The sequence below is a fragment of the Paralcaligenes ginsengisoli genome, from assembly GCF_054781135.1.
In genome coordinates this window covers 42,411-67,593 of the sequence record NZ_BAAGUZ010000018.1, presented here as the reverse complement: position 1 = coordinate 67,593, position 25,183 = coordinate 42,411, and the positions used below count along the sequence as shown (strand labels likewise).

The window sequence follows — 25,183 nt, the reverse complement described above, 5'->3', positions numbered from 1 at the left end:
TGGCCTTATTGCGCTGTGGTGGTAGAGGAAGCCTGAATCGCCCGCAGTTCGGTGAACTCCAGGATGCCGTAAATGCCGCCTTCGCGTCCGATACCCGATGCTCCAAATCCGCCAAACGGAGCCAAGGGATTGAAGGGCGCGCCATTTACATCAATTTGCCCGGCCCTTAGTTGGCGAGCCGCGGCCATTGCCTTATCTTCACTGCCCCAAACCGCACCGGCCAAACCATAGGGTGTCTGGTTCGCGATATTGATAGCCTCGTCTTCAGTGACATAGGTAAGAACGGCTAGCACGGGGCCAAAAATTTCTTCAGATGCGATGCGCGCTTGTGCGGGTACCCGGCCGAACACTGTAGGCGCGATGAAGTAGCCTTGTCCGGGCGTGGGCGCGTGCGTCCCGCCGGCGATCAAGTCGAATCCGGCTTCTTCGGCCTCCAAAAGAAACGACAATACACGCTGCCTTTGATCGCTCGACACCAAAGGCCCCATGCGCGTTGCGCTGTCGCGTGGATCGCCAAGCGTTATCTTTTGCGCTCCTTCCTGGAGCCGCGTGCGATATTCCAGGTACTGATCCTCGGGCACAATCAATCGCGTGATGGCGCTGCATGTCTGGCCGGAGTTCAGGAAGCAGGAGGACAGTGCGTGCCGCACTACCAAGGCGGGGTCAGCCTCTGCTAATGCGATGCTGGCTGATTTTCCACCTAATTCCAATGAAACACGCTTTAGGGCCTGGCCAGCGGAACTGGCGATACGACGCCCCACCGCGGTCGATCCGGTAAACGACACCATATTGACACCAGGGTGGGCAACCAAGGCCTCTCCTGTCGCCCCGTCGCCAAAGATAATGTTCACCACACCCTCGGGCAGCTTCGCCGTCTCGATCGCTTTTCCTAGGATCTGCGCCGACGTGGGTGCCAGATCAGAAGGCTTTAGTACTATTGTGCATCCTGCCACCAAGGCAGCCGCCAATTTCCCCGTAATTTGATGCAAGGGATAATTCCAGGGCGTAATCGCGCCTACAACGCCGACCGGAACACGCATGATATAAGAGTGCGCGGTTTTCGTTTCGGCCAGGGCGTCTATCGCGGCGTCGGCTGTTGCGCGCCATGCCGCGATAGGCGCTTGCACCTGAATGCGGCGCGTTAATTTTTCGGGCATCCCTACTTCGGCGACGATGCCTGCGACCAGTGCATCGGCATGGCTCTCCAAGCCTTCGGCAATGGCCCGAACATAACGGGCCCGCGTTTCGATCGGCAAGTTGGCCCATGGCGCAAACGCGGCCCGTGCCGCCGCGACGGCACCGTTGACCTCGGCATCGATCGCGTGACAGACTGTGCCTATCGATGCTTCAGTGCTTGAGTCGTAAATAATCGTTTGCCCGACTCCCTGCGCATCCACCCAGGCGCCATTGATAAAATGCTGCTTATAACTCATTGTTTGTTTCCTTTGGACTTTCGGGCGTGCAGAAATGCATTCATTGCCGCCTGGGGTTCGCCGTTTGCATAACATTCCAGTTGAGCACGAATGCCGGCAACACAGGCTTCATCGAACCCAGCCTGTGTCAAGGCGCGCAACCGTTGTTTGGAAAGGCGTATGGCGGTGGCTGGATGCAGGGCAAGCGACTCTGCGACCTTAATAGCCTCTGCCAAAGTATCATCTGCCAGATAATTGACCAGTCCCATCTGATAAGCACGCTGGCCGTTGATCAGATCACCTTGCAGCGACAGCTGTGCGTTATGCCCCATTCCCACATGCAGGCTCATCAGGTATGAGCCAACAATGCTGGCCAAGCCGGCTTTGACTTCCGGCTGGCCAATCCGGGCGTCCGGCGTCGCGATGCGAAGATCCGCGCACAGGGCAATCTGGAATCCGGCCCCCGCGGCAACGCCATTGAGCGCCGCGATGCAGGGTTTGTCCAGGTTACGAACGGCCTGGTACATGTTGCGTTGCGCCTCGAGCCAGGGCACAATTTTGCGCCAGCTTGCCTTGACTGCTTCGTCAAGATCCTGGCCGGCGCAAAAAGCACGATCACCCGCACCCGTGATTACAACGGAACGGACTGCTGAATCGGCATTTAGGATACCCAGCGTTTGTATAAGTGCGTTACGCATTTCATGGTTGACTGCGTTCAGGGCCTGTGGCCGATTCAGTGATACAACGCCGACTTGGCCCATGATTTTCAACAGCACTGTGTCGCTCATGCCTTATCCTTGAATTCGACTACGGCATCCACCGCTATGGCGCCTTGGCCAGATGGCATCACCATAATGGGGTTGATGTCTACCGCATGCAGCGTGGCCCGGTGTTGCAGGGCGAAATGGCCCAGCGCCACCGCGGCTTTTGCCAATGCTTGGGCGTCGAGTGCCGGCTCGCCACGAAAGCCCGACAATATCGGTGCGACCCGCAACCGCTTAATGGCACGCAGCACTTCCTCTTCGTGGAAAGGCGGCAGCAGCGAAACCACGTCGTGTCGGAGTTCGACCAGAGTCCCTCCTTCGCCAATTGTTATAACCGGCCCGAATATCGGATCAACTGTCGCGCCGAGCATGAATTCATGCTTGCCTTTGAGCATTCGGGCCACCAGTACGCGTGGTTTTGCCGCGCCAAGCTTCCGCAGCTTCGCCAAGCAATCGTTGGCGGCGGTTCGAACCTCTTCGGCTCCCAGTACATTAATGTGAACGAGGCCGTGTTCGGTTTTGTGCGGGACATCCGCCGAGCATCCCTTTATAACGACACTGTCGTTAAGCTGTGAAGCGGCATGAACCGCTGAATCGGCGTCCCCGCAGACCATGTGATCGACCACAGGCAACCCAAACGAGGCCAATGCGGCCAGGCTGTCCGCTTCGTCAAGTAATCCGTGGGCCAGGGTGGTGGCTATTCGAGAGGGCGGCTCTTGCGTTTCTCTGCGATGAAAGTGGCATTGCTGAAAATACTGATTCAAAGCGCGCACTGCGTCGGTTTCGCCCGTGAATGTCGGAATTCCACAATGCTGGAACTGCCTGCGTACGGATTCCTGGGGCGCCGTAACCGCTACCGGTTTTCTATTATGGGAAGCGAAGGCCGCGGTTGCACTGGCCAATGCCGGAACATCGTAGCCCGGTCCTGCAACAGGAATTCCAAAAAGGAACATGTCCGCCTCGCGGCTGTCGCCCAGGACATCGAGCACTCTTGGGAACATTTCCTTGTCGCCCAGCAAGGCCGCCGTGAGATCCAGAGGGTTGGCCACGGTAGCGAAATTCGGCAAAAGGCTTCGAAGGCTGTTGCATGTTGTGGACTCAAGCTCGGCTAAAGGCAGCCCTATCCGTTCGGCCGCATCGGCACAAAGCACGCCCACTGCGCCGCTGTGGCTCATCACGACTGTACGACCCGATTTCGGGGAAAAGCCGCTTAGATATAGTGGCGCCGCGTTGACCAGTTCATGAATGTCATGAGCCCGCCAAATACCATTCTGTTCCAGAAAGGCGTCCAATGCGGCGTCCTGTCCCACTATTGCACCTGTATGTGATGCCGCGGCAACCGCTCCTTTAAGACTGCTCCCGCCTTTGAGCAGCACTATGTGTGCGCCATGTTGCCGGGCAAGGTCCGCGGCTTCAGCCAGGAACTCTGGGCGGGTCAGAGATTCGACATAGACAAGAATCAGACGTATGTCCGCATCGGCCGCAATCAAGCGAACGAGTTCCGATACGCCAAGGTCGGCATCATTGCCCGTGGCGGCCAAATAGCGCACACCCAGTCCTTTCTCTCGCAGTAATGCATAAGGCATCACGCTCGCGGCACCGCTTTGACTGACGACCGCTATTGGCCCATCCTTGGGCGGTACTTCCATGAACATCGTGCTGAAATTGAGTACGGCACCCGTTGCGAAATTAGCCAGGCCCTGGGCGTTGGGGCCCACCAAACGCATGCCATGTGCCAGAGCGAATGCAACCAGTTCCCGCTGAACAAGCAAGCCTGCCGCTCCGGTTTCCGCAAATCCGGAAGCCATCAGTATTGCTGTCGATACGCCGCGGCGGGCACAATCATGGACGGCTTTAACCGCATCCTCGCCGGCCACGGCAATGATGGCCGTTTCTGGCACGATGTCTGTGTCGTCCAGGCTTGCATAGCAGTCTATGCCCTGCACAGACTGCCTTTGTGGATTGATGGGTAGAATGCGGCCGCCATAACCGAACTTGCGCATGTAATGAATGGGACGTCCCCCCACTTTGTTGGGATTGTCCGAGGCACCGATTACCGCGACCGAGGCGGGGCACAACACCTGTATGGCCTTCGATTGATTCACCATGTTCTCTTGTTTCAATTTATCAATCTACCTTTACACCGGAGTCTTTTATGATTTTGCTCCACTTGGCCTCATCTTTTTTCATCTGGGCAGTGAAGTCCCCGGGCGATCCTGGCAAGGGCGTTGCGCCAAGCGATGCCAGCTGCGATTGCATATCGGGGTTGGCGAGCATTTTGTTAATAGCCTGATTCAGCGTGTGTACGGTCTCGGGAGCTATCCCATGTGGAGCGACCAGACCGAACCAAATGCTTACGTGAAAGCCCGGCAAACCCGCTTCCGCAATAGTCGGAATGTGGGGGAGGGTTGGTGATTCGGACGTGCCCGTCACTCCCAGCGCGATCACTTTATTCGTTTCGATATTCGGCACTTCGTTGGAAATAGTGTCGAACATCATTGAAATTCGCCCGCCCAGAAGATCTGTCAGCGCCGGTGCCGAACCTTTATAGGGAACGTGCACAATATCGATGCCGGCCATTTTTTTAAACAATTCTCCCGACAGGTGGTTTGAACTTCCTACCCCGGCCGAGCCAAAGGTCAGCGCTCCGGGTTTTTTCTTCGCCAAGGCGATAAGTTCTTGCGTCGTTTTGACGTGGAGTGAGGGCGGCACCACGAGAACATTCACCGTACCTGCAACCATGCCGACAGCATCGAATGCGCTAAGCGGCTTGATCCTCATGCTCGAATAAAGGCTGGGGTTGATCGTCATGGTGCCAGTGGTGGCGAAAAACAGCGTGTATCCGTCGGGTGCCGCCGAGGCGGCCGCCTCGGTACCAATCAGGCCGCCGGCACCGCCGCGATTTTCAACAATGACGGTTTGCCCAAGGGATTGCGTCAGTTTCGCACCCACAATACGGGCCAATGCGTCGGTCGGCCCGCCGGCGGTGAAGGGGACAATCAGTTTTATTGGCTTATCGGGGTAGGCCGCTCGAGCGGGCGCTGTAACACCGAGGCCGGCCGCCGCTGCCAGTAGAAAAACCGGGGCAAGCTTCTTGAAACGGCAAGTATTCATTTTGTCTCCTGAGATGTTGTTTTGATCTCTTCCGGCAGAAGAGCGAAATTCAAGTCTAGATATGGCGCTGGCTATGCACAAGAGTTATATTGCATATAACAGGTTTCTATATTTGTGATAGCTAATGAATTTAAAGCAGCTCGAAATGTTCTCGCTTGTGGCGGCGCTTGGTTCGCTTTCACGAGCGGCAACTGCCACGGATACCGCCCAATCGCTGGTCAGCCGGCAAATTTCGCAGTTGGAGACCGAGTGGGGCGACCGCCTATTCGAAAGAACCGGCAGGGGCATGACTTTGTCGGAGTTTGGCAAGCGGGTTCGACCAGAGATCGAGCTCGTGCTCGACCAGGTAGGCCGGCTTGAAAGCACGGTGAAAGACGCTGCAAGGGTGCTGACGGGAACCGTCCATTTTGGCGTGCTGCCTTCGATGAGCCGGGAGTTGCTGCCCGTGCTGTTCACCAATATCCGGGCATTGGCGCCGGAAGTGCGCTTGCACGTTACCGAAGGGTTTAGCGGCGATCTGGATGAACAGCTTGGCTCGGGTAGGTTGGATATGATCGTAGTCAATCGATATGGCGCCAGCGATGGGCGTCACGAAGATTCATTGGGCGCGGTCGACACTTTTTTGATAGGCCGGCCTGATGCCATGCATGCGCTGGGGGCCAAGGCAACACTGCCGTTTCGAACTCTGGCAAACCTGCCTCTGGTTTTACCCTCAACGCCCAATGGCTTGCGGGCTACGCTGGATATGCTGGGCCGCCAACACAATATATGGCCCGATGTTGTAATGGAGGTCGACACATTGACCGCCATGAAGGACGTCGCCATGAGCGGGCATGCATTTACACTGCTTCCGCTGTTGGCCATCAAAGATGAACTCGAGGCGGGCAAGTTGGCAGCCGCTCAAATCGACAGGCCTGTGATTCGCCGCACAGTTGCGCTTAGTTTCACAAGACACAGGCCGCTTTCGAAAGCAGCCAGACTAGTCGGCGCGAGGGTACGGGAATTGGTATCCGACCTGATTAAAAATCGATAGCCGGGCGCTGTGAACTATGGCGCCGCCGCGAACGCTCTTCGCGGCGAACCTATTGGGGTTGATAGTTTATTGACTTCAGCAAAGCCGCCTGTTTCTGATAGGCCTCTCGCAAATCAGCCATGAGCTCTTCGCTTGTATAGGGTTTCCCCGGTTCCATGCCGAGTGCGTTGATGCGGCTCAGGGCGTTGGGCTGCTGAAAAAACGCAAGTGTTACGTCGCGTAGTTTTTTCTGAATTTCGGCAGGCGTATCGGGTTGTGCCCACACGCCGAACCAGCCTGCCTTGGATAGCTGCGGATAGCCCAGTTCCGTGAAGGTGGGTACATCGGGCAGTTCGTGGATCCGTGTCGGGTAATTGACCGCAATGGCCTTGATTTTCCCGCTTTTAATCAGCGACAAGGACGTGGTTATGCCGTCAAACATTAATGGGAACTGTCCGCCCATCAAATCCACCAGGGCCTGCGGCGAGCCTTTGTACCCCACATAGCGCATATTCATATGGGTGAGCTGGCCGAGCAGCATGCCGGAGGTGTGTCCTTTCATTCCCGTGGCATAAGACGCAAAATTGACACCGTCTTTTTGCGACTGGCCATACTTCACCACATCCTGCAAGTTATTCAGTTTCAGATCTTTGTTGGCGACCAATACCAGCCCTGTGCGGCTTAACTGGGCCAAGGGCTTGATATCGGTGAAAGGCTTGTAATTGACTTTGTAGGCCAAAGGTACTTCGCTGACCGCGCCGTCCTGGATGACCAAAAAGGTATAGCCGTCTTTGCCATTGGACATCAGATCCCTGATGGCAATGCCGCCCGATGCGCCAGGCTTGGACTCCACGATAATAGGTTTGCCGAGGCTCTTCTGCAGGCCTTCGGCCAGCAAGCGCGCCAGCGCGTCCGCGGTACCTCCCGCCGGGCCGGCAACCAGCAAGCGGATGGGCTTGCTTGGCCAAACCGTATCGGCCGCCAGTGCCATGGGGCTCAAAGTCATGGCGCCCAGCGCCATTGCGGTCATGCATGCGAGCCATTTTCTTTTGTATTGTTTCTGCATTTTTGTCTCCTGGATATGCTGTCTAAATTTGAGCATGCTCACACAGCATGCAGGCTGAGTTCGCGTATCAGTTCTTCGGCCCTCGGCCATTCGCCAAAGCCCGATGCGGGGTTCAGATGGCCCACCGCGCCCAATTCCACAAAACGGCTGCCCCAAGTCTCCGCCAGCGCACGGGCACGCTCCAGGCGAGATAAAGGGTCGTTGCTGCTGGCCGCCAGGATGCTGGGGAAGGGCAGCCTGTTGCGCGGAATCGGCAACCACCCGTTGCTGTCGAGTTGATCCACGGTTGGGTAGCCGGCGGGCATGGGCGTTTCCATGTCGGACGGCGTGGCCAGCAGAGCCCCTTGAATAGGTCGCGTGGCGCGCTGTGCCCAATGAGCCACCATCATCGTGCCGGCGCTGTGCGCCACAATGATGACCGGACCTTCAATGTCGGCCAAGGTGCGCTCAATGGCATCGACACGGGCCGCACAGCTGAGCTTATCGTGCTCCAGCGGAGCCACGCTGCGCACTTTGGGGAGCTTGGCCGCCAGCAGGGTTTGCCAGTGAGCGGGCACATGGTCACGCAGGCCCGGAACGATCAGGATAGTGGCTTGGTTAGGCATTTTCTTTCCGCTTGGGGGGCTTGTATCATGCCCATGGTTCCCAGTGTAGAATGGTCGATGCTCCAAGTGTGGGCGCGCTGCGCTGGTTGCGCTTATCCTTGGACGACATGCGTTTTGCATTTCATGCCACTTTCACTCTGATAGACCGATGGCGCCTCTTGTCCGTGCAGCTTGCCTTACCAACTACCGCGAAGTGGCCATTGCGTCTGGGCTGAATCCGGTGCGTATGCTCCTGGACGTGGGCTTGAGTCCCAGCGCGCTCGATGAACCCGATTTGATGATCCCTGTGGAATCCGTGGGCCGTTTGCTGCAGGTTTCGGCCAGTGCGTCGGGCAACGAAAGCTTTGGTCTGTGCATGGCCAAGTCCCGCCTGCTGTCCAACCTTGGCGCCGTGGGTTTGCTGATGCGCGACCAGGTTACCTTGCGCGACTCGCTTTACATGCTGATGCGTTACGTGGTCGTGCTCAACGGCGCGCTCTCGCTGACTATAGAAGAAGGCGACGGCATAGTGCTGATCCGGGAGGCGGTCATGGCGGGAGGTGTGCATCAGCCCATACGCCAACGTGTAGAGCTGGCTCTGGGGGTGATGGTGCGCTTGATACGCCAACTGGTGGGCAATGACTGGCGGCCCCGGCGCGTGTGCTTTGAGCATTGCGCACCGCACGATCTGAGCGTACATACTCAGCTTTTTGGCTGTCCAATCGAGTTTGGTTGCGATTTCAATTGCATCGTCTGCGCGAAAGCCGATCTGGATGTGCGCAATCCATCGGCGGATCCGGCCATGGTGCGCTATGCCCAAAAGCTGATCGACGATGCAGACCAGTCGCCCGAAACCCGGGTTCTGGATGATGTGCGGCGCACCATCTTGCTGCTGCTGCCAAGCGGGCGCTGCAGTATCGAAAAGGTCAGCGAGCATTTGGGTGTGGTGCCCCGCACGGTGCAGCGCCGCCTGGCGGAACGCGAGCACAGTTTTTCGTCCCTGGTGAACGATATTCGCAAAGAGCTGGCTGCGCGCTATGTGCTTGAAAGCGAACGGTCGCTGACCGATATTGCAGAAATCCTGGGTTTTACCGCGCCCAGCAGCTTCTCTCGCTGGTACCAGGCACAGTTTGGCTGCAGCGCCAAAGAAAGTCGTGCCCAGCGGCTTATCGACAAGAGCCGCAAATAATCTGCCCGGAGCCGCCGATTATTTTTTGATCGGCCGTTTTCTTTTGGCTGGCACTAATTCAATGCATTGGCCGTCGTCAAAAACTTATTCAATATTTTGCGATTTTGCGCTGTGTCATGGCCAGCCATACCCCGTTGTCGCGAATTAGCAAGACCGTGTCCCCCAAAGATAAGTGGGAGCGTCGATGGAATCAGATAATGATGCCAAGCAGTTCGACATTCTAAATACTTACATTTCAACGTGGAGACTCATCATGAACTTCCTTGACGGCCATCTGTATCCCGAGAACCAGCAGCCTCTGATCATCACCGCCGCTCCCTATGCTCCGGGCTGGATTCCCTCGGACTTCCCGGAAGATATTCCTATCACGATGGAAGAGCAGATCCAGAAGGCGGTCGATTGCTACGAAGCCGGTGCCACCGTGCTGCATCTGCATGTGCGCGAACTTGATGGCAAGGGCAGCAAGCGCCTGTCCATGTTCAATGAGCTGATCGCCGGGGTGCGCGCCCGCGTTCCGGAAATGGTCATCCAGGTGGGCGGCTCCATCAGTTTCGCGCCCGAATCCGATGGCCAGGCCGCCAAGTGGCTAAGCGATGATACGCGGCATATGTTGGCCGAACTCGACCCGAAGCCCGACCAAGTGACAGTGACCGTCAACACGACGCAGATGAATGTGACAGAACATGCCGGTGAGGATGACTTCAAGGGAGTTTCGCGGGGGTTCCCGCACCTGTATGCAACGTACAAGGACATGATCGTGCCCTCGAATCCCAGCTGGGTCGAGGAACACATTCGACGCCTGACAGCCGCCGGGATCCAGAGCGAGTTCCAGTGCTACAACATCAACAGCTTTGAGACGATCGAACGGATGATTCGCCGCGGCGTCTACAAGGGACCGCTGGTGATGAACTGGGTGGCTATCAGCGGCGGCATGGATCAAGCCAACATCTACAACCTGGCCAACTTCCTGCGCGCCGCGCCCGACGGCGCGGTGGTAACGGTGGAGAGCTCGGTGCTGAATGTGCTGCCCGTGAATATGATAGGCATTGCCTTGGGCCTGCATGTGCGATGCGGCATCGAGGATGTGCTCTGGAACCAGACCCGCACGGGCAAGATGAGTTCCGTCGAACAGATCAAGCAATTGGTGCGTATCTCCGGCGAATTTGGCCGTCCCATAGCCACAGCGCAACAGGCACGAGAGATCATGCAGATTGGGGTCTTCTACGATACGGCGGAAGAGACGCTTCAGGCCAATGGCTTCGCGCCCAACCGTAATGGTGGCAACCAGGGATTCCTGCGCAAGCCGGCCGAAATTGGTCAAAGGGTGAGCAAATGATCACATCACCGACCCGTAGAAAGATCGTGCTCGGAGCGGCGGCATCGCTGATGAGCGGTTTGGTTAGTGCCCAGGGTAGCAAGGACTGGCCGTCGCGACCCGTTAAAGTTATCGTGCCTGGCGGAGCTGGCGGGATATTGGACACTCTGGCGCGCCAGCTCTATGCCAGACTTCAAAAAACACTGGGCCAGCCATTTATCATAGAAAATCGCCCTGGTGCGAATGGATTGATTGGTTCATCTACGGTCAAAAGCGCAGCGCCTGATGGCTATACGATTTTGCATAGCACGGCATCATCGATGGTGATGGCCGAGGCGCTGAATCCAGACCTTCGGATTAAAACTTTGCGAGACCTGGAGCCCGTGGCGCTCGCCGCAGTAGGTGGTATTTTGCTTGTAGTGAACTCTTCAGTGCCGGCGAAGAACCTTTCTGAATTGGTTGATCTGCTGCGAAAGGATCCTCAAAAATATCCATCTTATGGAAGTTGGGGGGTCGGTTCGAATGGACACCTGACGATGGAATGGATAAAGCAACGTGCCGGTCTGACCATCAATCATGTTCCATACAAAACAACGCCCTCGTTGTTGACCGATATTGTTTCCGGCGTGATTCCTATCGGCTGGGTTGACGCCTTGTCTCCATTGGGTTTTATTTCTCAAGGGAAACTACGCGGCATTGCAATGACAGGTACTGTTCGTAGCCCGCAGTTGCCTGATGTGAAGGTACTTTCCGAGCAAGGCTATCCATTTACCGCCGCAGGTTGGCAAGGTGTTTTTGCACCCAAAAATACGCCGGTGGAGTTGCTGGATCGTCTGCATGAGGCCGTCAATCATGAACTGGTCCAGCCAGAGTTCCAGGAAGTACTTTGCAAGGCGAATATCCCACCCGCAAGCGCAGAGAGCCGTCAAGAATTCACGCAAACGATAAAGAACGACCTGGCTGTTTGGCGGAAGATTGTCGTAGACGGACATATCAAGCTGGATTAGAACCGGCAATGCCACTATCGTGGACTGGCGTGTGAGCCAAGCCGTGCTCAATCATCCGGAACCTAACAACTAGAAAGATCATGAAGATTTCCTCTCACGCCGACAAGATAAGCCGCCTTTTGCAACTCCGCGATCGACTCGATCCGCTTCGAGATTTTGAACTCTGGTATTGGACGTGCCTTACAGCGGGAACCAATATCTGGAATGCCTCGCTGCATGCAACAGGGCTTACCAGTGAGGATCGCGCTTTTTCCACGATCCCCGGTGTGCACGTAGTACCTCAGCGTGACGGCAGCTACCGCAGGGAGCTTCGCGGCCCTGGCGATGTGAGCCATGTCGGCTGGCCGGCCATTCCTGGCGATATGCCGGAGCCGATCCAGCGCCTGGAGGCAGCATTGCATGCGCTGGAAGAATACCGTGATCCCTGTTTGCGCGGAGATCGCGCTCCAAGCCAAGCGATTGTCGATGACTGCAATCTCGCGCTATCGCAAGCAATATCCGTCTACGAAGCATTGGTCCGTTAAGAGGTACATCCATGACCCCGGAAAATCACCGCGATAAAGCAGAGCGAATTGAACAATCACTTGCCAAGCTGACTGACTCGGATTGGGAAATTCGGATTGAGGCAGCCATGCTTGCAGGTACCCACTGGGTCAACTTTGTCTTGCATAAAATCGGCGTAAGCGAGATGTCGGAAGACATGGTGCATGCCTCCATGTGCATGGTTAGCGTACTTCGCAAGTACAGGCTTGCCGAGCCCGAGTTGATCGCGCAACTTGAGGAAATTGAGGAGCTTCGTCCCCTGTTCGTCCGTGGAGACATGGACGGAGGGGCCAAAGCTGCGAATAGAGCGCTAGAATTGCTGAGATCAATAGGAGAGCGGGCGCGAAGATTGGCTTGAGGGGGCACATATTTACCCCCCTTGCGATGGCGTTCGGGCTAATTAATTCACGCCTACGTGCTCGCTTGCCGGTTCCGGAACGCCGCCTCTCCAGCATCCGACACCTCGACCCACTTCTTGTCGGGCGCGGCATCTGCGACGTAGCTGTCGTGCCAGTTCCACCACTTGTAGGTCGGGGTCTGGGGATAGCCCTCGGGTGAGTCTTCCCAGGGCTCCTGCCGCCCCAAGGGTGTGATGTCGAGGTAGTTCCAGGTGCCCCCCATTTGCTCGTCGCCGCGGTTGTTGAGGAAGTAGGTGCGGAACACGCGGCCGCTGTCGCAGTAAAAGACGTTCGTGCCGTGCCATTCACCCACACCGAAGTCGGCGTCGAAGTTGTCGATGATGGTGAACCACGGCATTTCCCAGCCCATCCGCGCCTTCAGTCGCGCGATGTCCGCCTGAGGCGCCCGCGAGACGAATACGAGGGTAGTGTCGCGGGCGTTCAGGTGGGCGACATGGGCGACTTGATCGGCCACCATGGAGCAGCCCCGGCAGGCGTGGTCCGGCCAGCCGAACACGCCCGGCTCGAAGAAGGCGCGGTAGACGATCAGTTGGCGCCGTCCGTCGAACAGATCGAGCAGGCTGACCTTGCCCGCAGGCCCCTCGAATGTATACGCTTGCTCCACGGCCATCCATGGCATTCGCCTGCGCTCGGCGGCCAGGGCGTCACGGGCGCGGGTATGGGCCTTTTCCTTTACCAGCAATTGCTCGCGGGCCGCCTCCCACTCCTGCGGCGACACGACTGGTGGCGTATGCATGGCAGATTGTCCGTTTTTCCGTCCGCCCTCAGTTGGTGTAGTCATGGCTTGAAACCTCCTAATTGGTGAATTCCCGCGCCTCGTGGCTGAAGCGCGATTCCATTCGCTGTTTATCTCATTGCTGCCTGAGAGTCAGTTTGACACCGGAAATCGAACGGAGGGAGTAACAATTGTGGCGGTATTTCAATGGGGCGCCTATGTGTAGAGCGATCCTAAGTCTGCGGATGGCTGTTCGCCAGGCCTCAGTTCTTCTCTGGCATTGCGGAAGAGTGATGACTTGTGATCAACCACTGCTTCCCGTCCCATTTGTAGGTGTATGTGTAGCGAGCTTTGACTTGAGCGCCGGTAGTGCCAAAAGTGAATGTATAGAGCCCGGCGTCAACCGCGGTGTTGCAACCAATCTGTATCATTCTTGAGTCGATCTTGCCTATAGGCTTGTTTTCCAGAAAGTGGTGGAAGTAATCCTCTTTCTCAGCCTCGGTTAGTCGGGGCTTGTTCGACACGGTGGGGAGAAGGATGGAGCGCTCGGCATAATTGGCCGCAACCTTGTGCGGGTCGCCGGTTTGCAGCGAGCGATTCCATCGGTCGAACAAGGCCGAGATTTCTTGCTCATTGCTTGCCTTGCAAACTTCCGTGTGCGCCGGTGCGGACCCGGATGGGACCGAGGCGCAGCCAGCAAGGACGAAGGCGAGGGAGGTTGACAGAATAAAAGTGTTTCTCATTTGCGGTCCTCTGGCAGTGATTGGAAGTCAACAAGGGAACAAGTAAATGTATCCGAACAAGAGGCTCGCGTATATAGGCTGTTTATCCCACAAAGTTTTTCGAAATAACCATGATCTTCGGCCGGAGAGGCTCTCTTTGATCACTTCAGGCCGGCGGCGGGCCGCTGCCACAAACCATGAAGGTCGGTGTATTCTCATGCCAATACCAGATAAACTAATACCGGATAACCCTGCTTCAATAGATCTCACTATTGTGTGGCCCATGCCTGAAAAGACTCCTGAACCCCAATCCATCGTCAGCCCGGTCACGCGCAGCGCGATTTTCATTGTCGCTGTGCTCGCGGCCGGCGACTACAGCGCCGACAAAGTCCGCGCTTTGTGCACGGACATCGCCGCCCTTGTCCGCTCCGTTGGCAAGCGCGTCCCCTCGGGCAACTTGTCCTGCGTTTGCGGCTTCGGCTCCGATGCCTGGAACAGGCTTTTCGCCGAACCGCGTCCCGCGTCCTTGCATCCGTTTCGCGAGTTCGGCGCGGGTGAACGTCGCGCCATGGCAACGCCGGGCGATTTGCTGCTGCACATTCGCGCGGATCAGATGGACCTCTGTTTCGAGCTCGCCACGCTGTTGTTGGGACGGCTCGGCGACGCGGTCTCCGTGGTCGACGAAGTGCACGGTTTTCGTTACTTCGATTTGCGCAGCATGGTGGGGTTCGTCGATGGCACCGAGAATCCGGCCGGCCGCGAGGCTGTGGAGTTCACCGTGATCGACGACGAAGATCCGGGGTTCGCAGGCGGCAGCTACGTGCTCGTGCAGAAGTATCTGCACGACATGGCGGGCTGGAATGCTTTGCCCGTCGAAACCCAGGAACGCATCATAGGCCGTACCAAGCTGTCCGACATCGAGCTCGACGAGGCGGTCAAGCCGTCGTCGTCGCACAGCTCGTTGACGACGCTCGTCGAGAACGGGCAGGAAGTGAAAATCCTGCGCGACAATATGCCTTTTGGCCGCCCCGGTGCGGGCGAGTTCGGGACCTATTTCATCGGTTATGCCCGTTCTCCCGCACCGATCGAGCAGATGCTCGAAAATATGTTTGTCGGACGGCCTCCCGGCAATTACGACCGGCTGCTCGATTTCAGCCGCGCAGTCACGGGCGGCCTTTTCTTTGTCCCGTCTGCCGATCTGCTCGAAGCGCTCGCGGAGCGTGACTCGCAGGTCGCCGGCGCGACTCAGCCCGATGCGCCGTCACCCGTCGAACCACCCCATGACGGCTCACTGAATATTGGCTCTCTCAAAGGAACTTCTCAATATGAATAATCTGCACCGCGAGCTTGCTCCCATTTCCAGCGCGGCCTGGTCGCAAATCGAAGAAGAAGTGGCGCGCACCTTCAGGCGCTCCGTTGCCGGCCGGCGTGTGGTCGACGTCAAGGGGCCTGGCGGTCTCGAGCTGGCAGCCGTAGGGACAGGGCACAAACGTACGATCGCTGCGCCGCAAAAGGGCGTCGACGCGCGATTGCGCGAAGTGAAAACGCTTGTCGAGCTGACCATACCGTTCGAGCTGCAGCGCGATGCGATCGACGACGTCGAGCGCGGCGCCAATGATTCCGACTGGCAACCGGCCAAGGATGCGGCCAAGGAACTCGCCTATGCGGAGGACCGGGCGATTCTCGATGGCTACAAGGCGGCCGGCATTGTCGGGATTCGCGAAGGTTCGTCAAATACGCCGCTGGCGCTGCCGAGCGCTGTCGGCGACTACCCTGTCGCGATCGGCAAGGCACTCGAACAGCTGCGGCTGGCCGGTGTGGACGGCCCTTATTCCGTCCTGCTCGGCGCCGATGCCTATACGGCGCTCGGCGGGGGAAGCGACGAGGGCTACCCGGTCATCGGGCACATCAAACGCATTCTCAACGGCGAGATCATCTGGGCGCCGGCGATCAACGGGGGTAGCGTAGTGTCCACGCGCGGCGGGGATTTTGAATTGCATCTCGGTCAGGACCTGTCGATTGGATACCAGAGCCATACTGACAAAATCGTGCGCCTTTATTTGCGCGAAACCTTGACGTTCCTGATGTTGACGAGCGAGGCTTCGGTATCGGTAATGGCGTCGCGATGAGCGCCGAAATGTAAAGGTTGGGCCGAGTCCTCCGACTTCGACAAAGCCTGCGCGTTGCGGTCAGTTTGCCGGCGCTCTTACATGCATGCTCAAGATTTCATTGAGGGGTACTGTATGCAGTCTAGAATCGATTCCAATCTTGGCATTGCTGGAGAGCCCGATGAGTGGGTGCATTCGGCCTGTGTCTTGTGCTCCAATGGATGTGGTCTTGACATTGCCGTCAAGGATGGCCGCATTGCGGGGGTTCGTGGATCTGCCCATCATCCTGTGAATTTCGGCCACCTGGGGCCCAAGGGTTTGCATAGTTGGGTCGCCAATAATTCAAAGCGCCGCGGCACGACACCGATGATTCGCCGCAAAAAGGGTGAGCCGCTACAGCCGGCAAGCTGGCCTGAAGCCATGGATTTTTTCATCGAACGCTTCACGGATGCGTGGAAGCAGGGGCATCAGAACCTGGGTTGCTACAACTCGGGGCAGCTCACTCTCGAGGAGCTCTACACTCTGGGCAAGCTTTGGCGCGGCGGCCTGCGTTCGTCCAACATCGACGGCAATACGCGCCTGTGCACGGCAACTTCCGCGACAGGGCTCATGGCGAATTTCGGAACGGACGGCCCGGTTGCTTCCTACGTCGATATAGACCAGGCGGACTTGCTGTGCCTATATGGCCATAATGTGGCCGAGGCGCAGACCGTATTGTGGGAGCGCATGCTGGCCGCGAAGCGGAAAAACGGTGGCCGGATCATCGTGGCCGATCCTCGCAAAACCCCGAGCGTGCGTCAGGGAGCGGACCTGCATCTGCAATTGCGTGTCGGGACCAACGTGGCCTTGATGAATGGGATTGTTCATCTACTGATCGAGCGCGGCTGGGTGGATCGCGAATTCGTCGCGCAGCACACAGTCGGCTTCGCCGAACTTGAAACAGTGGTTCGCGAATATCCACCGGAGCGCGTGGCCGACATCTGCGGCATCGGCACAGAGGACTTGCAGACGGCAGCCGAATGGATCGGAACCACGCCGCGCATGGTCTCGACCGTGTTGCAGGGCTTTTACCAGAGCGTCGAGGCAACCGCCTCGTCGTCCATGGTGAATACGGTGCATTTGCTTACCGGCGCCATTGGCAGGCCTGGCGCTGGCCCGCTATTGATGGCGGGACAGCCTTCGGCAATGTGCAATCGCGAGACAGGGGCGGGCGGCTCTTATCCGGCCTATCGAAACCCTCATAGCCGCGCCCAGATGATGGATTTGTGCGAGCACTGGAATCTCGACTCCGACACATTCCGTCCCGAAATGCCCAAGGATATCCTGTCGATGATGGAGATGGCCGAACGCGGCGAAATCGAGTTCATGTGGGTAGTCGGTACTAACCCGCTGGTCAGCCTGCCCGATCAGAACCGGACGGAACGCATCCTCAGAAAGCTGTTCCTGGTAGTGCAGGACCCATTCATCGACGCTGAAACCGTCGATCTGGCGGATATTTATTTTCCGGCGGCGATGTGGGGCGAAAAAGCCGGTTGCATCACGAACGCGGATCGCAGCGTCAATCTTCTTTTGAAAGCGGTCGAGCCGCCCGGACAGGCCCGCAGCGATTTTGAAATTTTCGCGGAAGTGGCAAACAGCCTGGGCTTCAAAGATCGCGATGGTGCTCCCTTGATCTCCTTTGCGGGGCCGCGGGATGCCTTCGAGGAATGGCGCAAGGTGTCCAAGGGCAGGCCATGCGATTACTCTGGCATGACCTACGAATTGATCCTGGAAATGGGAGCGGTGCGTTGGCCGTGCAACGAGCAGCATCCCCGCGGTTCCGAACGGCTTTATGGAGATCTGAAATTCTGGACCGGCATCGACGAGTGCGAAAGCTACGGCGTTGATTTCCTGACCGGCAATGTGACGAGCCGTGCCGGCTACGAACGAATCGACCCCAAGGGCAAGGCATTTCTCAGGCCCGTACACTGGCGGCGGCATCCGAACCCGACCTCGGAGGAATATCCGTTTATATTGAATACCGGCCGTGTCGTGTATCACTTCCACACCCGAACGAAGACCGCACGCTCCTCGGTGCTCAATCAACGGGCACCGCACCCCTATGTCGAAATTCATCCGACCGATGCGGCCCGCCTGCGGATCGGGCTCGGGGATATGGTCGAGATCACGTCGCCTAACGGTCGCTGGGAAGGGGTGGCAATGGTGGTGGATACGGTTCGTCCCGGAGAAGTGTTCGTTCCCTTCCATTATGGCCAGGGCGCACAGTCGGCCAATCAGCACACTTGGTATGCGCGCGACCCTGTCAGCCATCAGCCGCAGCTGAAATCCTCGCCGGCCGCCGTCAGGCGGATTAGTTTCGGGCAGCCGCAGTCATGGCTGCTGGCGCGCCTTGCGGAACTCAATGGCGAGATTATCGAGCCGTTTGCCGCCACGCACTGTATATAGATCAAAGAGGAACGTTCGAGTCATCAGTTCTTTGCAAGAGTTTGATGTGACGATTAATACCTACAAGCCGAAACTCTTGTGGCATGAAGTTGGCAGCTCGAACGAGGAAGCAAAATGAAGTATTTGAATTATCCCGTAGAAAGGTCGGTGGTCATTGTTACCGGTGGCACTCGAGGTATTGGAAAGGAGATCGTCAAGCAGTTGGCGGAAGAAGGGTATGCCATCTTGTTCACTCATTCGAATTCCGATCAGGACGCGCGAAATCTGGAAATAGAGCTCGCAGGCCTGGGCTCAAAATGCCGCGCCCTGCGTATTGATGTATCCTCGGACCAAGCCGCCTCGAAAATTTTCGAGGCGGCGGAAACGCTGGGTGTCGTTACGGGCCTGGTCAACAATGCCGGTATTACCGGCCCGCTCGGAAAGCTGTCGAAACTGACCGATTCTGCGCTGCAAAGCGTGATTGCCGTGAATCTCTCCGCTCCCATCCGCCTTTGCCGGGAGGCCGCCCAACGCTGGGCAGGGCGTGATTTCAGGTCAACTATCATCAATATTTCATCTGTTGCCGCGCGGTCGGGGTCCCCCGACGAATACGTGGCCTATGCTGCCACAAAAGGGGCAATAGAGACTTTGAGCATAGGCCTTGCAAAAGAGTTGGCATGCCACGGAATCTACGTTAATGCCGTTTCACCGGGAACTATCGATACCACTATTCACGCCCGCGCGGGCGAGCCGGACAGGGCTCAACGCGTGGCTGATCGCGTTCCTCTCAGGCGGCCTGGCGAATCGCATGAGGTCGCCCAGGCTGTCGTTTGGCTGATATCAAACGAGGCGTCGTATATAACGGGTACCGTCTTGTGCGTCGCAGGTGGCTTGTAAGCCAACCTCAAGCCGCCGACTCTGGTCGATTCGAACCTAAGCCCGGCATGGATTGCGTGCCGGCCCGGGCCGCGGCGTGGTTGACGTGAAGTTGTCAATGAAGTCATGGAAATAATCATTTCCAAATAAAGCAGTGCCAATGCGGATGGATTTCTCTTCGCGATGCCTGTAAAACATCACGAGCCACAGGAATCGGTATTGGCCATCCGCATTGTGTCGGCGGACAATTGCCAAACACATAATCCGACTTCAAGACATTGGCTTAAACGGCGGTCGTTTGCACCAGCACTTCAATTAAAGCTGCATGGCACAACAGTCACCGGAAACACCCGATGGCTTCCACACAGGACGATAATCATGAAAACAAGAGACACGTCGCCGCACTTCCAGCAGGTTGCCGCCGCAGTCATTGGCAATGCGCTGGAATGGTATGACTTCATCGTATTCGGCTTTATGACGGGCATTATTTCGTCCGTGTTCTTTCCCGTAGAGAACGCTTATGCAGGGCTGCTTCTTACGACCGCAAGTTTCGGCGTGGGTTTTGTGATGCGGCCCATAGGCGGTATCTTCATCGGCATCTATGCCGATCGAAAAGGCCGGAAAGCGGCGCTGCAGTTCATCATCGCACTGATGGCCATGGCCACAGCGCTTCTTGCATTCGCGCCGTCTTATGCGGTGATCGGTGTTGCGAGTTCGCTGGTGATTGTGATTGCACGCATGTTGCAGGGCCTTGCAACGGGCGGTGAATTCGCCAGCTCTACGGCACTGTTGATGGAAATCGCCCCACCTGGCCGGCGCGGTCTGTATGGTTCGTGGCAGATGGTCGGGCAAGGGCTTTCGCTGCTTGCCGGCGCGCTGATCAGTACGGCCATCACGCACTTGCTGTCCCATGAGCAACTGTACGCCTGGGGATGGCGAATACCGTTTGCTGTAGGCCTGCTGATCGCCCCTGTGGGTTTTTGGATACGCAGGCATCTACAAGAGCCCACCACGACTGGCGTCGCCACGGCCGGCGATGAGCTCAGGCTATCGTTTGCACAGGCCTTGCAGCAGCACGGCCGCGCCATGCTCGCGAGCATGCTGCTTACCGCATCGGGAACGATCGCGTTCTATGTGCTGGTCATTTATATGCCGACGTTCGCCAGCGGCCACCTGGGCATCGCACTCGACGATGCCTTCGGATCCCAGTGTCTCGCAATTGTGGTGATGACGGCGATTATTCCCATCTTCGGCGCGCTGTCGGACCGGATTGGCCGGCGCCTGCTGATGCAGGCACCTCTTGTCTGCTATTTGGTATTGCTGATACCGCTTTTCGAGTGGCTGCTGGCCTCGCCAAGTGTGTTCAGACTGATGGTTGCACAAATTGCATTGTGCGGCGTACTCGGGATGTTCCTCGGCCCCTACGCCTGCGCCATTGCCGAGCAATTCTCGGCCAGAGTCCGCTCTACGGGCATGGCAATCAGCTACAACATTGCCGTGATGGTGTTTGGCGGGTTTGCGCAGTTTTTCGTAACATTGCTGATCCATACGACGGGTTCGCTGCTGACGCCGGCCTTTTATCTTACTTTTGGCGCGGTACTCGGCATAGCGGGCAGTTTCCTGCTTGTCGAGGGCACGCAAGGCCATGTGCTGTCAACCGCCAGGCCCGCCGCGGCTAATCTGCGGTAGGCCGCAACCGGCCGGGCGAAGGGTATCGCGGCGGCGGGTGTTACAGTATTCCCGTCTGCACGATACTGTCCACGCCACCTCACGCCCATCAAGGCCTATGGAACTTCGCCATCTTCGCTATTTCATCGCTGTGGCCGAAAGCCGGAGTTTTCGCGTTGCTTCCGAGCGGATTCACGTAACACAGCCGGCAATCACTCGACAGATCCGGGATCTGGAAACCGAGATTGGCGTCACACTGTTCCAACGCACGAGCGTGGGTGTGGTGCTCACGCCGGCGGGCGAATTGTTCCTGCGAGAAACCCACACAGTGTTCTCGCTGCTTGGCGCTGCGACACGTTCCGCGCGACGAGTGGCAGCGGGGTTGGAAGGCAGTCTGCGCATCGGATTCATCGAGAACAGCAGCTGGGATGGCCTGGTGCCCGATGCGTTTGCGCGCTACCAAAGCGAGTCCCCTGGTATACATCTTGAGTTGCTGCCGATGAACTCGCCTGAGCAAATGGAGTCGCTCGTTGCGGGCCATATTGACGGCGCGTTCGTCTATATGCTGGATCCGCTGCCCGCCGGAATTCTCAGCATTCCCCTTGGCCGCAGAGGCGTTCTTCTGGCTGTGCCCAGGCAGTGGGGCTGGCCTCACGACCACGCGGTCTGCGTGAACCAACTCAACGGCAAACCTATCGTAGCCTTTCCCCGCCACACCTATCCCGCGTATTATGACTATCTGCTTGAAGCCTGCAACCTGGCCGGGCTTACACTCGACGTCGTGCAGGAAGTCAGCACCGAGGCAGCCATCCTGTCTCTCGTCTCGGCCGGCATAGGCGCGGCAATTGTGAATGACGGCAACCGAAGCCGGCCACTCGCACGCGTGCGGTTCCTGGAGTTTGCCGACCTGCCGCTGTCGATCCCGCTGGCATTCGCCTATCGGGAGGGGAATCCGGATCCTGCACTGGCGCATTTCATCGCCATGCTGAAGTCCCTGCTTGACGAGGCTGCCGCGGGGTAAATCTGCCGGTGGCGTGTTCATCGGCCACCGTGGGGGCGATGCTTCGCAAGCATCATCCCGTACAGTAATCGGCATTGGATCGAATCGCCCCCACCCCTCATAATTTTGGCAGGACGAAGATGACATGCGCGCCACTGCGCGCATTCAAGGAATCAGGACACTTTGCCGCATGGACACACAAAAATCCCGTATCGCCACGGACATCAACTACGACCGTGATGGCTTTCAAACCGGCACACTGCGCGTGCCGCATTCGGTTGACCGTTCCGGCTATGGCCATATACCCATTCCGGTCGGCGTGCTGAAACAGGGTGATGGCCCAACGATTCTGTTGACGGGGGGCAATCACGGAGACGAGTACGAAGGCCCCATCGCGCTGATGAAGCTATTGCAGCGCCTGCCGGAATCCACCATCAACGGGCGCATCATCGTGGTGCCTGGCCTGAATTTTCCCGCATTCCTTGCGGGAAAACGGACGTCGCCAATAGATCGCGCGAACATGAACCGTGTCTTCCCCGGCAAGCGGGACGGCACAATCACTGAAATGATTGCCCACTACGTAGATACAGAGCTGTTTCCCCGCGCGGATGTGGTCTTCGATATCCACGCGGGAGGGCAGTCGTTCAATCATATGCCCATGCTGTTGCTTTACCCGCCTGAAGGCGATGAGCGGCGAGCCGACTATCTTCGCCTCGTCAAGTCATTCGCGGCACCGCACGCGATGGTGATGGACCTGCTGGGCGAGGACCGCACCTATGGCGCGGCCGTCGAACGCCAAGGAAAGCTCTTCCTGTGCGGCGAATTCGGCGGGTATGGAACGTGCAATCCTGACTGCCTCTCTATCGTCGAGGAAGGCTTGGTCCGCCTGCTGGATGCCTTGGCTGTCATGCCCGATGAAGCCGTTCCTGTTCCACGCTTCGATACGCGTTATCTGCGCGTGAACGGGCAGAAACATTATGTGTTTTCGCCGGTGGCCGGCGTGTTCGAGCCCATGGTCAGGCTCGGTGATTGCGTCGCCAAGGGGCAACTGGCAGGTCAAGTCTTCAATCCTCATACACCATGGGCCGCGCCAGTGGCACTTAGATTTGCCGAAGCCGGCCTCGCCGTGTGCATGCGTTCGCTGGCTGGAGTCCAGGCCGGCGACTGCCTCGCACTGATCGCCTCAGATACCATACTGGCCTGAACCATGAACGACACACCTGCAATCTATCGCGTTGGTAACGCGACCATCACGAAAGTCATTGAAAAACAGTTTTCATTGAAAGCCGCCGTGCTCTTCCCGGATTTCGACCCCGCCGTGATCGACGAGCATGGTTCATGGCTCGCGGGCGCTCACCTGGACGCTACCCAGCAGGGCTTCATTCTAAGCATACACACTTGGGTTGTACGCAGCGGCGGCCAAACCATTCTGGTCGATACGGCTTGCGGGAACCACAAGGAGCGCCTGTTCAGCCCGATCTTTCACCAGTTGAACACACCCTACATCGAGCGTCTTGCGCAAGCCGGCGTAAAACCCGAAGACGTGGATATTGTCCTGCTCACCCACCTGCACGTCGATCACGTGGGCTGGAACACCTCCTTGCGGGATGGCCTATGGGTTCCCACATTCCCGAATGCGCGCTACGTGCTGGCCACCGTCGAGCGTGAATTCTTCGATACGCCGGCCGGAGAATCTCGCCGCATGGTGTTCGAAGACAGCGTACTGCCAGTGATCGAGGCGGGGTTGACAGATGAAATAGGCCCCCAAGGTGGTGAATATTTACCCGGCATCCATTTCCACCCCACGCCAGGACACAGTGTCGGGCACATGTCCATAGAATTCGAGTCGGCGGGTGAGCGCGCGCTCTTTACCGGCGACGTATGGCATCATCCGATTCAGGCGTACCGTCCACATTGGAGTTCAATGTTCTGTGCCGACCGGAGCGGTGCCGAGCGATCGCGCCGCTGGGTGCTGAATCGTGCCGCCGACACGGGTGCCATGTTATTTACCCCGCATTTCGCCGGAACGTCGGCGGGTACGGCATTGCGCGACGGCGAATGCTTTGCATGGCGGTTCTCGTAAATCACTGGCCCTTGATGCCGGCCTTTCGAATCACGTCGCCCCACTTGTCCATTTCGGCATAGATGAACTTGCGGAATTCGGCAGCGTTACCTCGATGTGCTTCCATTCCTTGCGCCAGCAGCCTCTGCGTTATTTTCGGATCCTGCAATGCGCGGTTGATCTCCGAGTCCAGGCGGTCGACGATGGTGTTGGGCACAGCGGCGGGCGCCATGAATCCGTACCAGCCGGATGCGACCACGTTGGGAAGGCCTTGCTCGCGCAATGTCAGGGCTTGCGGGTAGATTTCGCTGCGTGAGACTGATGCGACGCCAAGGGCTCGAAGTTTCCCGCTTTGAATATGCGGCAGCGCCGCCGTGATTGCGGTGAGCGTGGCGTCGAGACGGCCGCCGGCCAAAAGATCCGTGTACGCCGCGACATCGCCGCGGTACTGGACCACCAGGCCTTTCACATCCGCATCCCGTAACAATAGTTCTGCAGCCAAATGGGGCAGCGAGCCGTAGCCTGGCGAGCCGAAGGTCAGGCCATTGGGCTGCGACTTGCCGTAGGCGATCAACTCCTGCGCCGTCTTTACCGGCGTTTTTGCATTGACGACGAGGAAAAGCGGAACTGTAATTGCCATGGCCACAGGCTGAAGGTCCTTCCTGGGGTCATAGCTCAGCTTGCCGTACAGCGCTTCCAGCGTTGAATAGGGTGCCGCGGCGTAGAGGAGGGTGTAGCCGTCGGCGGGCGCGTGCGCCACAAAGTTGTTGCCTACACGGGTACCGGCGCCAGTCTTGTTCTCGACAATGAACGGCTGCCCTAGCCGGTGCCCCAGATAATCCGCGAAAAGCCGCGCGGAGATGTCGTTGGGCCCTCCCGCTCCGTATGGAGAAACAATCTTCACGGGGCTGGATGGCCAGTCGCCTTGCGCAAAGGTACGTGGCACAACACCGCTGCAGAGGCCTGCAGCGGCCGCGCGCAACAGCGTCCGTCGATTCATATTCATGTGTTGTCTCCTGATCGTTCGAATAAGAAGTCCGGCGCGGCATCCAGACGAGAAGGGCCGACGCACACTTCGAAATGCGATAATAGATTCGGCACTCTATTCGGACAAGCTTGAATTTCTTTATCACTTAAAGGTTAAAGTTATAAATCGATCTCCGGCCGCAGACATGCAAAGGAC

23 protein-coding genes are annotated in these 25,183 nt (G+C 57.7%); 14 read left to right on the top strand and 9 right to left on the bottom strand.

The features are described from left to right. Positions 1 to 5: 5 nt before the first annotated feature. From ACYVIS_RS10090 to ACYVIS_RS10075, 4 genes are read right to left on the bottom strand one after another with little or no spacing between them, the layout of a single operon-like run. Complete coding sequence (locus ACYVIS_RS10090) at positions 6 to 1,433, bottom strand: aldehyde dehydrogenase family protein (protein ID WP_232742587.1); 1,428 nt, start codon at positions 1,431 to 1,433, stop codon at positions 6 to 8. After that, the gene (locus tag ACYVIS_RS10085; RefSeq protein WP_232742588.1) at positions 1,430 to 2,200 is read right to left on the bottom strand and encodes an enoyl-CoA hydratase/isomerase family protein; all 771 of its coding nucleotides are present in this window, start codon (positions 2,198 to 2,200) and stop codon (positions 1,430 to 1,432) included. The genes ACYVIS_RS10090 and ACYVIS_RS10085 overlap by 4 nt, the downstream gene beginning before the upstream one ends. Then, positions 2,197 to 4,284, bottom strand: a complete 2,088-nt coding sequence (locus tag ACYVIS_RS10080) for an acetate--CoA ligase family protein (protein WP_232742589.1) — start codon at positions 4,282 to 4,284, stop codon at positions 2,197 to 2,199. The genes ACYVIS_RS10085 and ACYVIS_RS10080 overlap by 4 nt, the downstream gene beginning before the upstream one ends. Positions 4,285 to 4,303: 19 nt before the next feature. Further along, a complete protein-coding gene (locus tag ACYVIS_RS10075; RefSeq protein ID WP_232742590.1) occupies positions 4,304 to 5,371 on the bottom strand; it encodes a Bug family tripartite tricarboxylate transporter substrate binding protein in 1,068 nt (355 codons plus the stop codon). 43 nt (positions 5,372 to 5,414) lie between these two features. On the opposite strand from ACYVIS_RS10075, the gene ACYVIS_RS10070 reads away from it, so the two are divergent. After that, entirely contained in the window at positions 5,415 to 6,323 is a 909-nt protein-coding gene (locus tag ACYVIS_RS10070; RefSeq protein ID WP_232742591.1) for a LysR family transcriptional regulator, read from the top strand. A gap of 49 nt (positions 6,324 to 6,372) precedes the next feature. Here the strand turns inward: ACYVIS_RS10070 and ACYVIS_RS10065 are convergent, their stop codons facing one another. Then, positions 6,373 to 7,368, bottom strand: a complete 996-nt coding sequence (locus ACYVIS_RS10065; protein ID WP_232742592.1) for a Bug family tripartite tricarboxylate transporter substrate binding protein — start codon at positions 7,366 to 7,368, stop codon at positions 6,373 to 6,375. Positions 7,369 to 7,406: 38 nt separating this feature from the next. Further along, positions 7,407 to 7,973 (bottom strand): RBBP9/YdeN family alpha/beta hydrolase, encoded by a 567-nt coding sequence (locus ACYVIS_RS10060; protein WP_460873896.1) that lies wholly within the window; start codon positions 7,971 to 7,973, stop codon positions 7,407 to 7,409. A gap of 148 nt (positions 7,974 to 8,121) precedes the next feature. Here ACYVIS_RS10060 and ACYVIS_RS10055 point away from each other — a divergent pair, with 148 nt between their 5' ends. From ACYVIS_RS10055 to ACYVIS_RS10035, 5 genes are all read left to right on the top strand, one after another. Beyond that, positions 8,122 to 9,141 (top strand): AraC family transcriptional regulator, encoded by a 1,020-nt coding sequence (locus tag ACYVIS_RS10055; RefSeq protein ID WP_232742594.1) that lies wholly within the window; start codon positions 8,122 to 8,124, stop codon positions 9,139 to 9,141. Positions 9,142 to 9,394: 253 nt separating this feature from the next. Beyond that, positions 9,395 to 10,477: a beta-keto acid cleavage family enzyme gene (locus ACYVIS_RS10050; protein WP_460873895.1), complete on the top strand. Its 1,083-nt coding sequence runs from the start codon at positions 9,395 to 9,397 to the stop codon at positions 10,475 to 10,477. Beyond that, positions 10,474 to 11,463 (top strand): Bug family tripartite tricarboxylate transporter substrate binding protein, encoded by a 990-nt coding sequence (locus ACYVIS_RS10045; protein WP_460873894.1) that lies wholly within the window; start codon positions 10,474 to 10,476, stop codon positions 11,461 to 11,463. Before ACYVIS_RS10050 ends, ACYVIS_RS10045 begins: the two co-directional genes overlap by 4 nt. 80 nt (positions 11,464 to 11,543) lie before the next feature. Continuing rightward, the gene (locus tag ACYVIS_RS10040) at positions 11,544 to 11,987 is read left to right on the top strand and encodes a hypothetical protein (protein ID WP_460873893.1); all 444 of its coding nucleotides are present in this window, start codon (positions 11,544 to 11,546) and stop codon (positions 11,985 to 11,987) included. A gap of 11 nt (positions 11,988 to 11,998) precedes the next feature. Further along, positions 11,999 to 12,364: a hypothetical protein gene (locus ACYVIS_RS10035; protein WP_460873892.1), complete on the top strand. Its 366-nt coding sequence runs from the start codon at positions 11,999 to 12,001 to the stop codon at positions 12,362 to 12,364. 53 nt (positions 12,365 to 12,417) lie between these two features. Here the strand turns inward: ACYVIS_RS10035 and ACYVIS_RS10030 are convergent, their stop codons facing one another. Both ACYVIS_RS10030 and ACYVIS_RS10025 read right to left on the bottom strand, forming a co-directional pair. Continuing rightward, a complete protein-coding gene (locus tag ACYVIS_RS10030) occupies positions 12,418 to 13,206 on the bottom strand; it encodes a DUF899 domain-containing protein (protein ID WP_460873891.1) in 789 nt (262 codons plus the stop codon). Positions 13,207 to 13,403: 197 nt separating this feature from the next. Continuing rightward, the gene (locus ACYVIS_RS10025; RefSeq protein ID WP_232742600.1) at positions 13,404 to 13,883 is read right to left on the bottom strand and encodes an SgcJ/EcaC family oxidoreductase; all 480 of its coding nucleotides are present in this window, start codon (positions 13,881 to 13,883) and stop codon (positions 13,404 to 13,406) included. A gap of 262 nt (positions 13,884 to 14,145) precedes the next feature. Here ACYVIS_RS10025 and ACYVIS_RS10020 point away from each other — a divergent pair, with 262 nt between their 5' ends. The 8 genes from ACYVIS_RS10020 to ACYVIS_RS09985 all read left to right on the top strand — a co-directional run bounded on the left by ACYVIS_RS10020 (position 14,146) and on the right by ACYVIS_RS09985 (position 24,021). Beyond that, entirely contained in the window at positions 14,146 to 15,195 is a 1,050-nt protein-coding gene (locus tag ACYVIS_RS10020) for a Dyp-type peroxidase (RefSeq protein ID WP_232742601.1), read from the top strand. Next, on the top strand, positions 15,188 to 15,991 hold the full coding sequence (locus ACYVIS_RS10015) for a family 1 encapsulin nanocompartment shell protein (RefSeq protein WP_232742602.1): 804 nt from the start codon (positions 15,188 to 15,190) through the stop codon (positions 15,989 to 15,991). The genes ACYVIS_RS10020 and ACYVIS_RS10015 overlap by 8 nt, the downstream gene beginning before the upstream one ends. A gap of 114 nt (positions 15,992 to 16,105) precedes the next feature. Then, on the top strand, positions 16,106 to 18,415 hold the full coding sequence (locus ACYVIS_RS10010) for a molybdopterin oxidoreductase family protein (RefSeq protein ID WP_232742603.1): 2,310 nt from the start codon (positions 16,106 to 16,108) through the stop codon (positions 18,413 to 18,415). 114 nt (positions 18,416 to 18,529) lie between these two features. Continuing rightward, entirely contained in the window at positions 18,530 to 19,291 is a 762-nt protein-coding gene (locus ACYVIS_RS10005; RefSeq protein WP_232742604.1) for an SDR family NAD(P)-dependent oxidoreductase, read from the top strand. Between the two features lie 357 nt (positions 19,292 to 19,648). Continuing rightward, a complete protein-coding gene (locus tag ACYVIS_RS10000; RefSeq protein ID WP_232742605.1) occupies positions 19,649 to 20,959 on the top strand; it encodes an MFS transporter in 1,311 nt (436 codons plus the stop codon). Between the two features lie 97 nt (positions 20,960 to 21,056). Beyond that, complete coding sequence (locus tag ACYVIS_RS09995; protein ID WP_232742606.1) at positions 21,057 to 21,959, top strand: LysR family transcriptional regulator; 903 nt, start codon at positions 21,057 to 21,059, stop codon at positions 21,957 to 21,959. Positions 21,960 to 22,128: 169 nt separating this feature from the next. Beyond that, positions 22,129 to 23,142 carry a succinylglutamate desuccinylase/aspartoacylase family protein gene (locus tag ACYVIS_RS09990; RefSeq protein ID WP_232742607.1) on the top strand — a complete coding sequence of 338 codons (1,014 nt, stop codon included), beginning with the start codon at positions 22,129 to 22,131 and terminating at the stop codon, positions 23,140 to 23,142. 3 nt (positions 23,143 to 23,145) lie between these two features. Continuing rightward, the gene (locus ACYVIS_RS09985; protein WP_232742608.1) at positions 23,146 to 24,021 is read left to right on the top strand and encodes an MBL fold metallo-hydrolase; all 876 of its coding nucleotides are present in this window, start codon (positions 23,146 to 23,148) and stop codon (positions 24,019 to 24,021) included. Position 24,022: 1 nt separating this feature from the next. Here ACYVIS_RS09985 and ACYVIS_RS09980 read toward each other — a convergent pair whose 3' ends face one another. After that, positions 24,023 to 25,006: a Bug family tripartite tricarboxylate transporter substrate binding protein gene (locus tag ACYVIS_RS09980; protein WP_232742609.1), complete on the bottom strand. Its 984-nt coding sequence runs from the start codon at positions 25,004 to 25,006 to the stop codon at positions 24,023 to 24,025. Between the last annotated feature and the right edge of the window lie 177 nt (positions 25,007 to 25,183).

Bases quoted from the DNA above. Each gene is read 5' to 3' on its own strand.
- ACYVIS_RS10090 (WP_232742587.1), bottom strand. From the start codon at position 1,433: ATGAGTTATAAGCAGCATTTTATCAATGGCGCCTGGGTGGATGCGCAG.
- ACYVIS_RS10085 (WP_232742588.1), bottom strand. From the start codon at position 2,200: ATGAGCGACACAGTGCTGTTGAAAATCATGGGCCAAGTCGGCGTTGTA.
- ACYVIS_RS10080 (WP_232742589.1), bottom strand. From the start codon at position 4,284: ATGGTGAATCAATCGAAGGCCATACAGGTGTTGTGCCCCGCCTCGGTC.
- ACYVIS_RS10070 (WP_232742591.1), top strand. From the start codon at position 5,415: ATGAATTTAAAGCAGCTCGAAATGTTCTCGCTTGTGGCGGCGCTTGGT.
- ACYVIS_RS10065 (WP_232742592.1), bottom strand. From the start codon at position 7,368: ATGCAGAAACAATACAAAAGAAAATGGCTCGCATGCATGACCGCAATG.
- ACYVIS_RS10060 (WP_460873896.1), bottom strand. From the start codon at position 7,973: ATGCCTAACCAAGCCACTATCCTGATCGTTCCGGGCCTGCGTGACCAT.
- ACYVIS_RS10055 (WP_232742594.1), top strand. From the start codon at position 8,122: ATGGCGCCTCTTGTCCGTGCAGCTTGCCTTACCAACTACCGCGAAGTG.
- ACYVIS_RS10050 (WP_460873895.1), top strand. From the start codon at position 9,395: ATGAACTTCCTTGACGGCCATCTGTATCCCGAGAACCAGCAGCCTCTG.
- ACYVIS_RS10045 (WP_460873894.1), top strand. From the start codon at position 10,474: ATGATCACATCACCGACCCGTAGAAAGATCGTGCTCGGAGCGGCGGCA.
- ACYVIS_RS10040 (WP_460873893.1), top strand. From the start codon at position 11,544: ATGAAGATTTCCTCTCACGCCGACAAGATAAGCCGCCTTTTGCAACTC.
- ACYVIS_RS10035 (WP_460873892.1), top strand. From the start codon at position 11,999: ATGACCCCGGAAAATCACCGCGATAAAGCAGAGCGAATTGAACAATCA.
- ACYVIS_RS10030 (WP_460873891.1), bottom strand. From the start codon at position 13,206: ATGACTACACCAACTGAGGGCGGACGGAAAAACGGACAATCTGCCATG.
- ACYVIS_RS10025 (WP_232742600.1), bottom strand. From the start codon at position 13,883: ATGAGAAACACTTTTATTCTGTCAACCTCCCTCGCCTTCGTCCTTGCT.
- ACYVIS_RS10020 (WP_232742601.1), top strand. From the start codon at position 14,146: ATGCCTGAAAAGACTCCTGAACCCCAATCCATCGTCAGCCCGGTCACG.
- ACYVIS_RS10015 (WP_232742602.1), top strand. From the start codon at position 15,188: ATGAATAATCTGCACCGCGAGCTTGCTCCCATTTCCAGCGCGGCCTGG.
- ACYVIS_RS10010 (WP_232742603.1), top strand. From the start codon at position 16,106: ATGCAGTCTAGAATCGATTCCAATCTTGGCATTGCTGGAGAGCCCGAT.
- ACYVIS_RS10005 (WP_232742604.1), top strand. From the start codon at position 18,530: ATGAAGTATTTGAATTATCCCGTAGAAAGGTCGGTGGTCATTGTTACC.
- ACYVIS_RS10000 (WP_232742605.1), top strand. From the start codon at position 19,649: ATGAAAACAAGAGACACGTCGCCGCACTTCCAGCAGGTTGCCGCCGCA.
- ACYVIS_RS09995 (WP_232742606.1), top strand. From the start codon at position 21,057: ATGGAACTTCGCCATCTTCGCTATTTCATCGCTGTGGCCGAAAGCCGG.
- ACYVIS_RS09990 (WP_232742607.1), top strand. From the start codon at position 22,129: ATGGACACACAAAAATCCCGTATCGCCACGGACATCAACTACGACCGT.
- ACYVIS_RS09985 (WP_232742608.1), top strand. From the start codon at position 23,146: ATGAACGACACACCTGCAATCTATCGCGTTGGTAACGCGACCATCACG.
- ACYVIS_RS09980 (WP_232742609.1), bottom strand. From the start codon at position 25,006: ATGAATATGAATCGACGGACGCTGTTGCGCGCGGCCGCTGCAGGCCTC.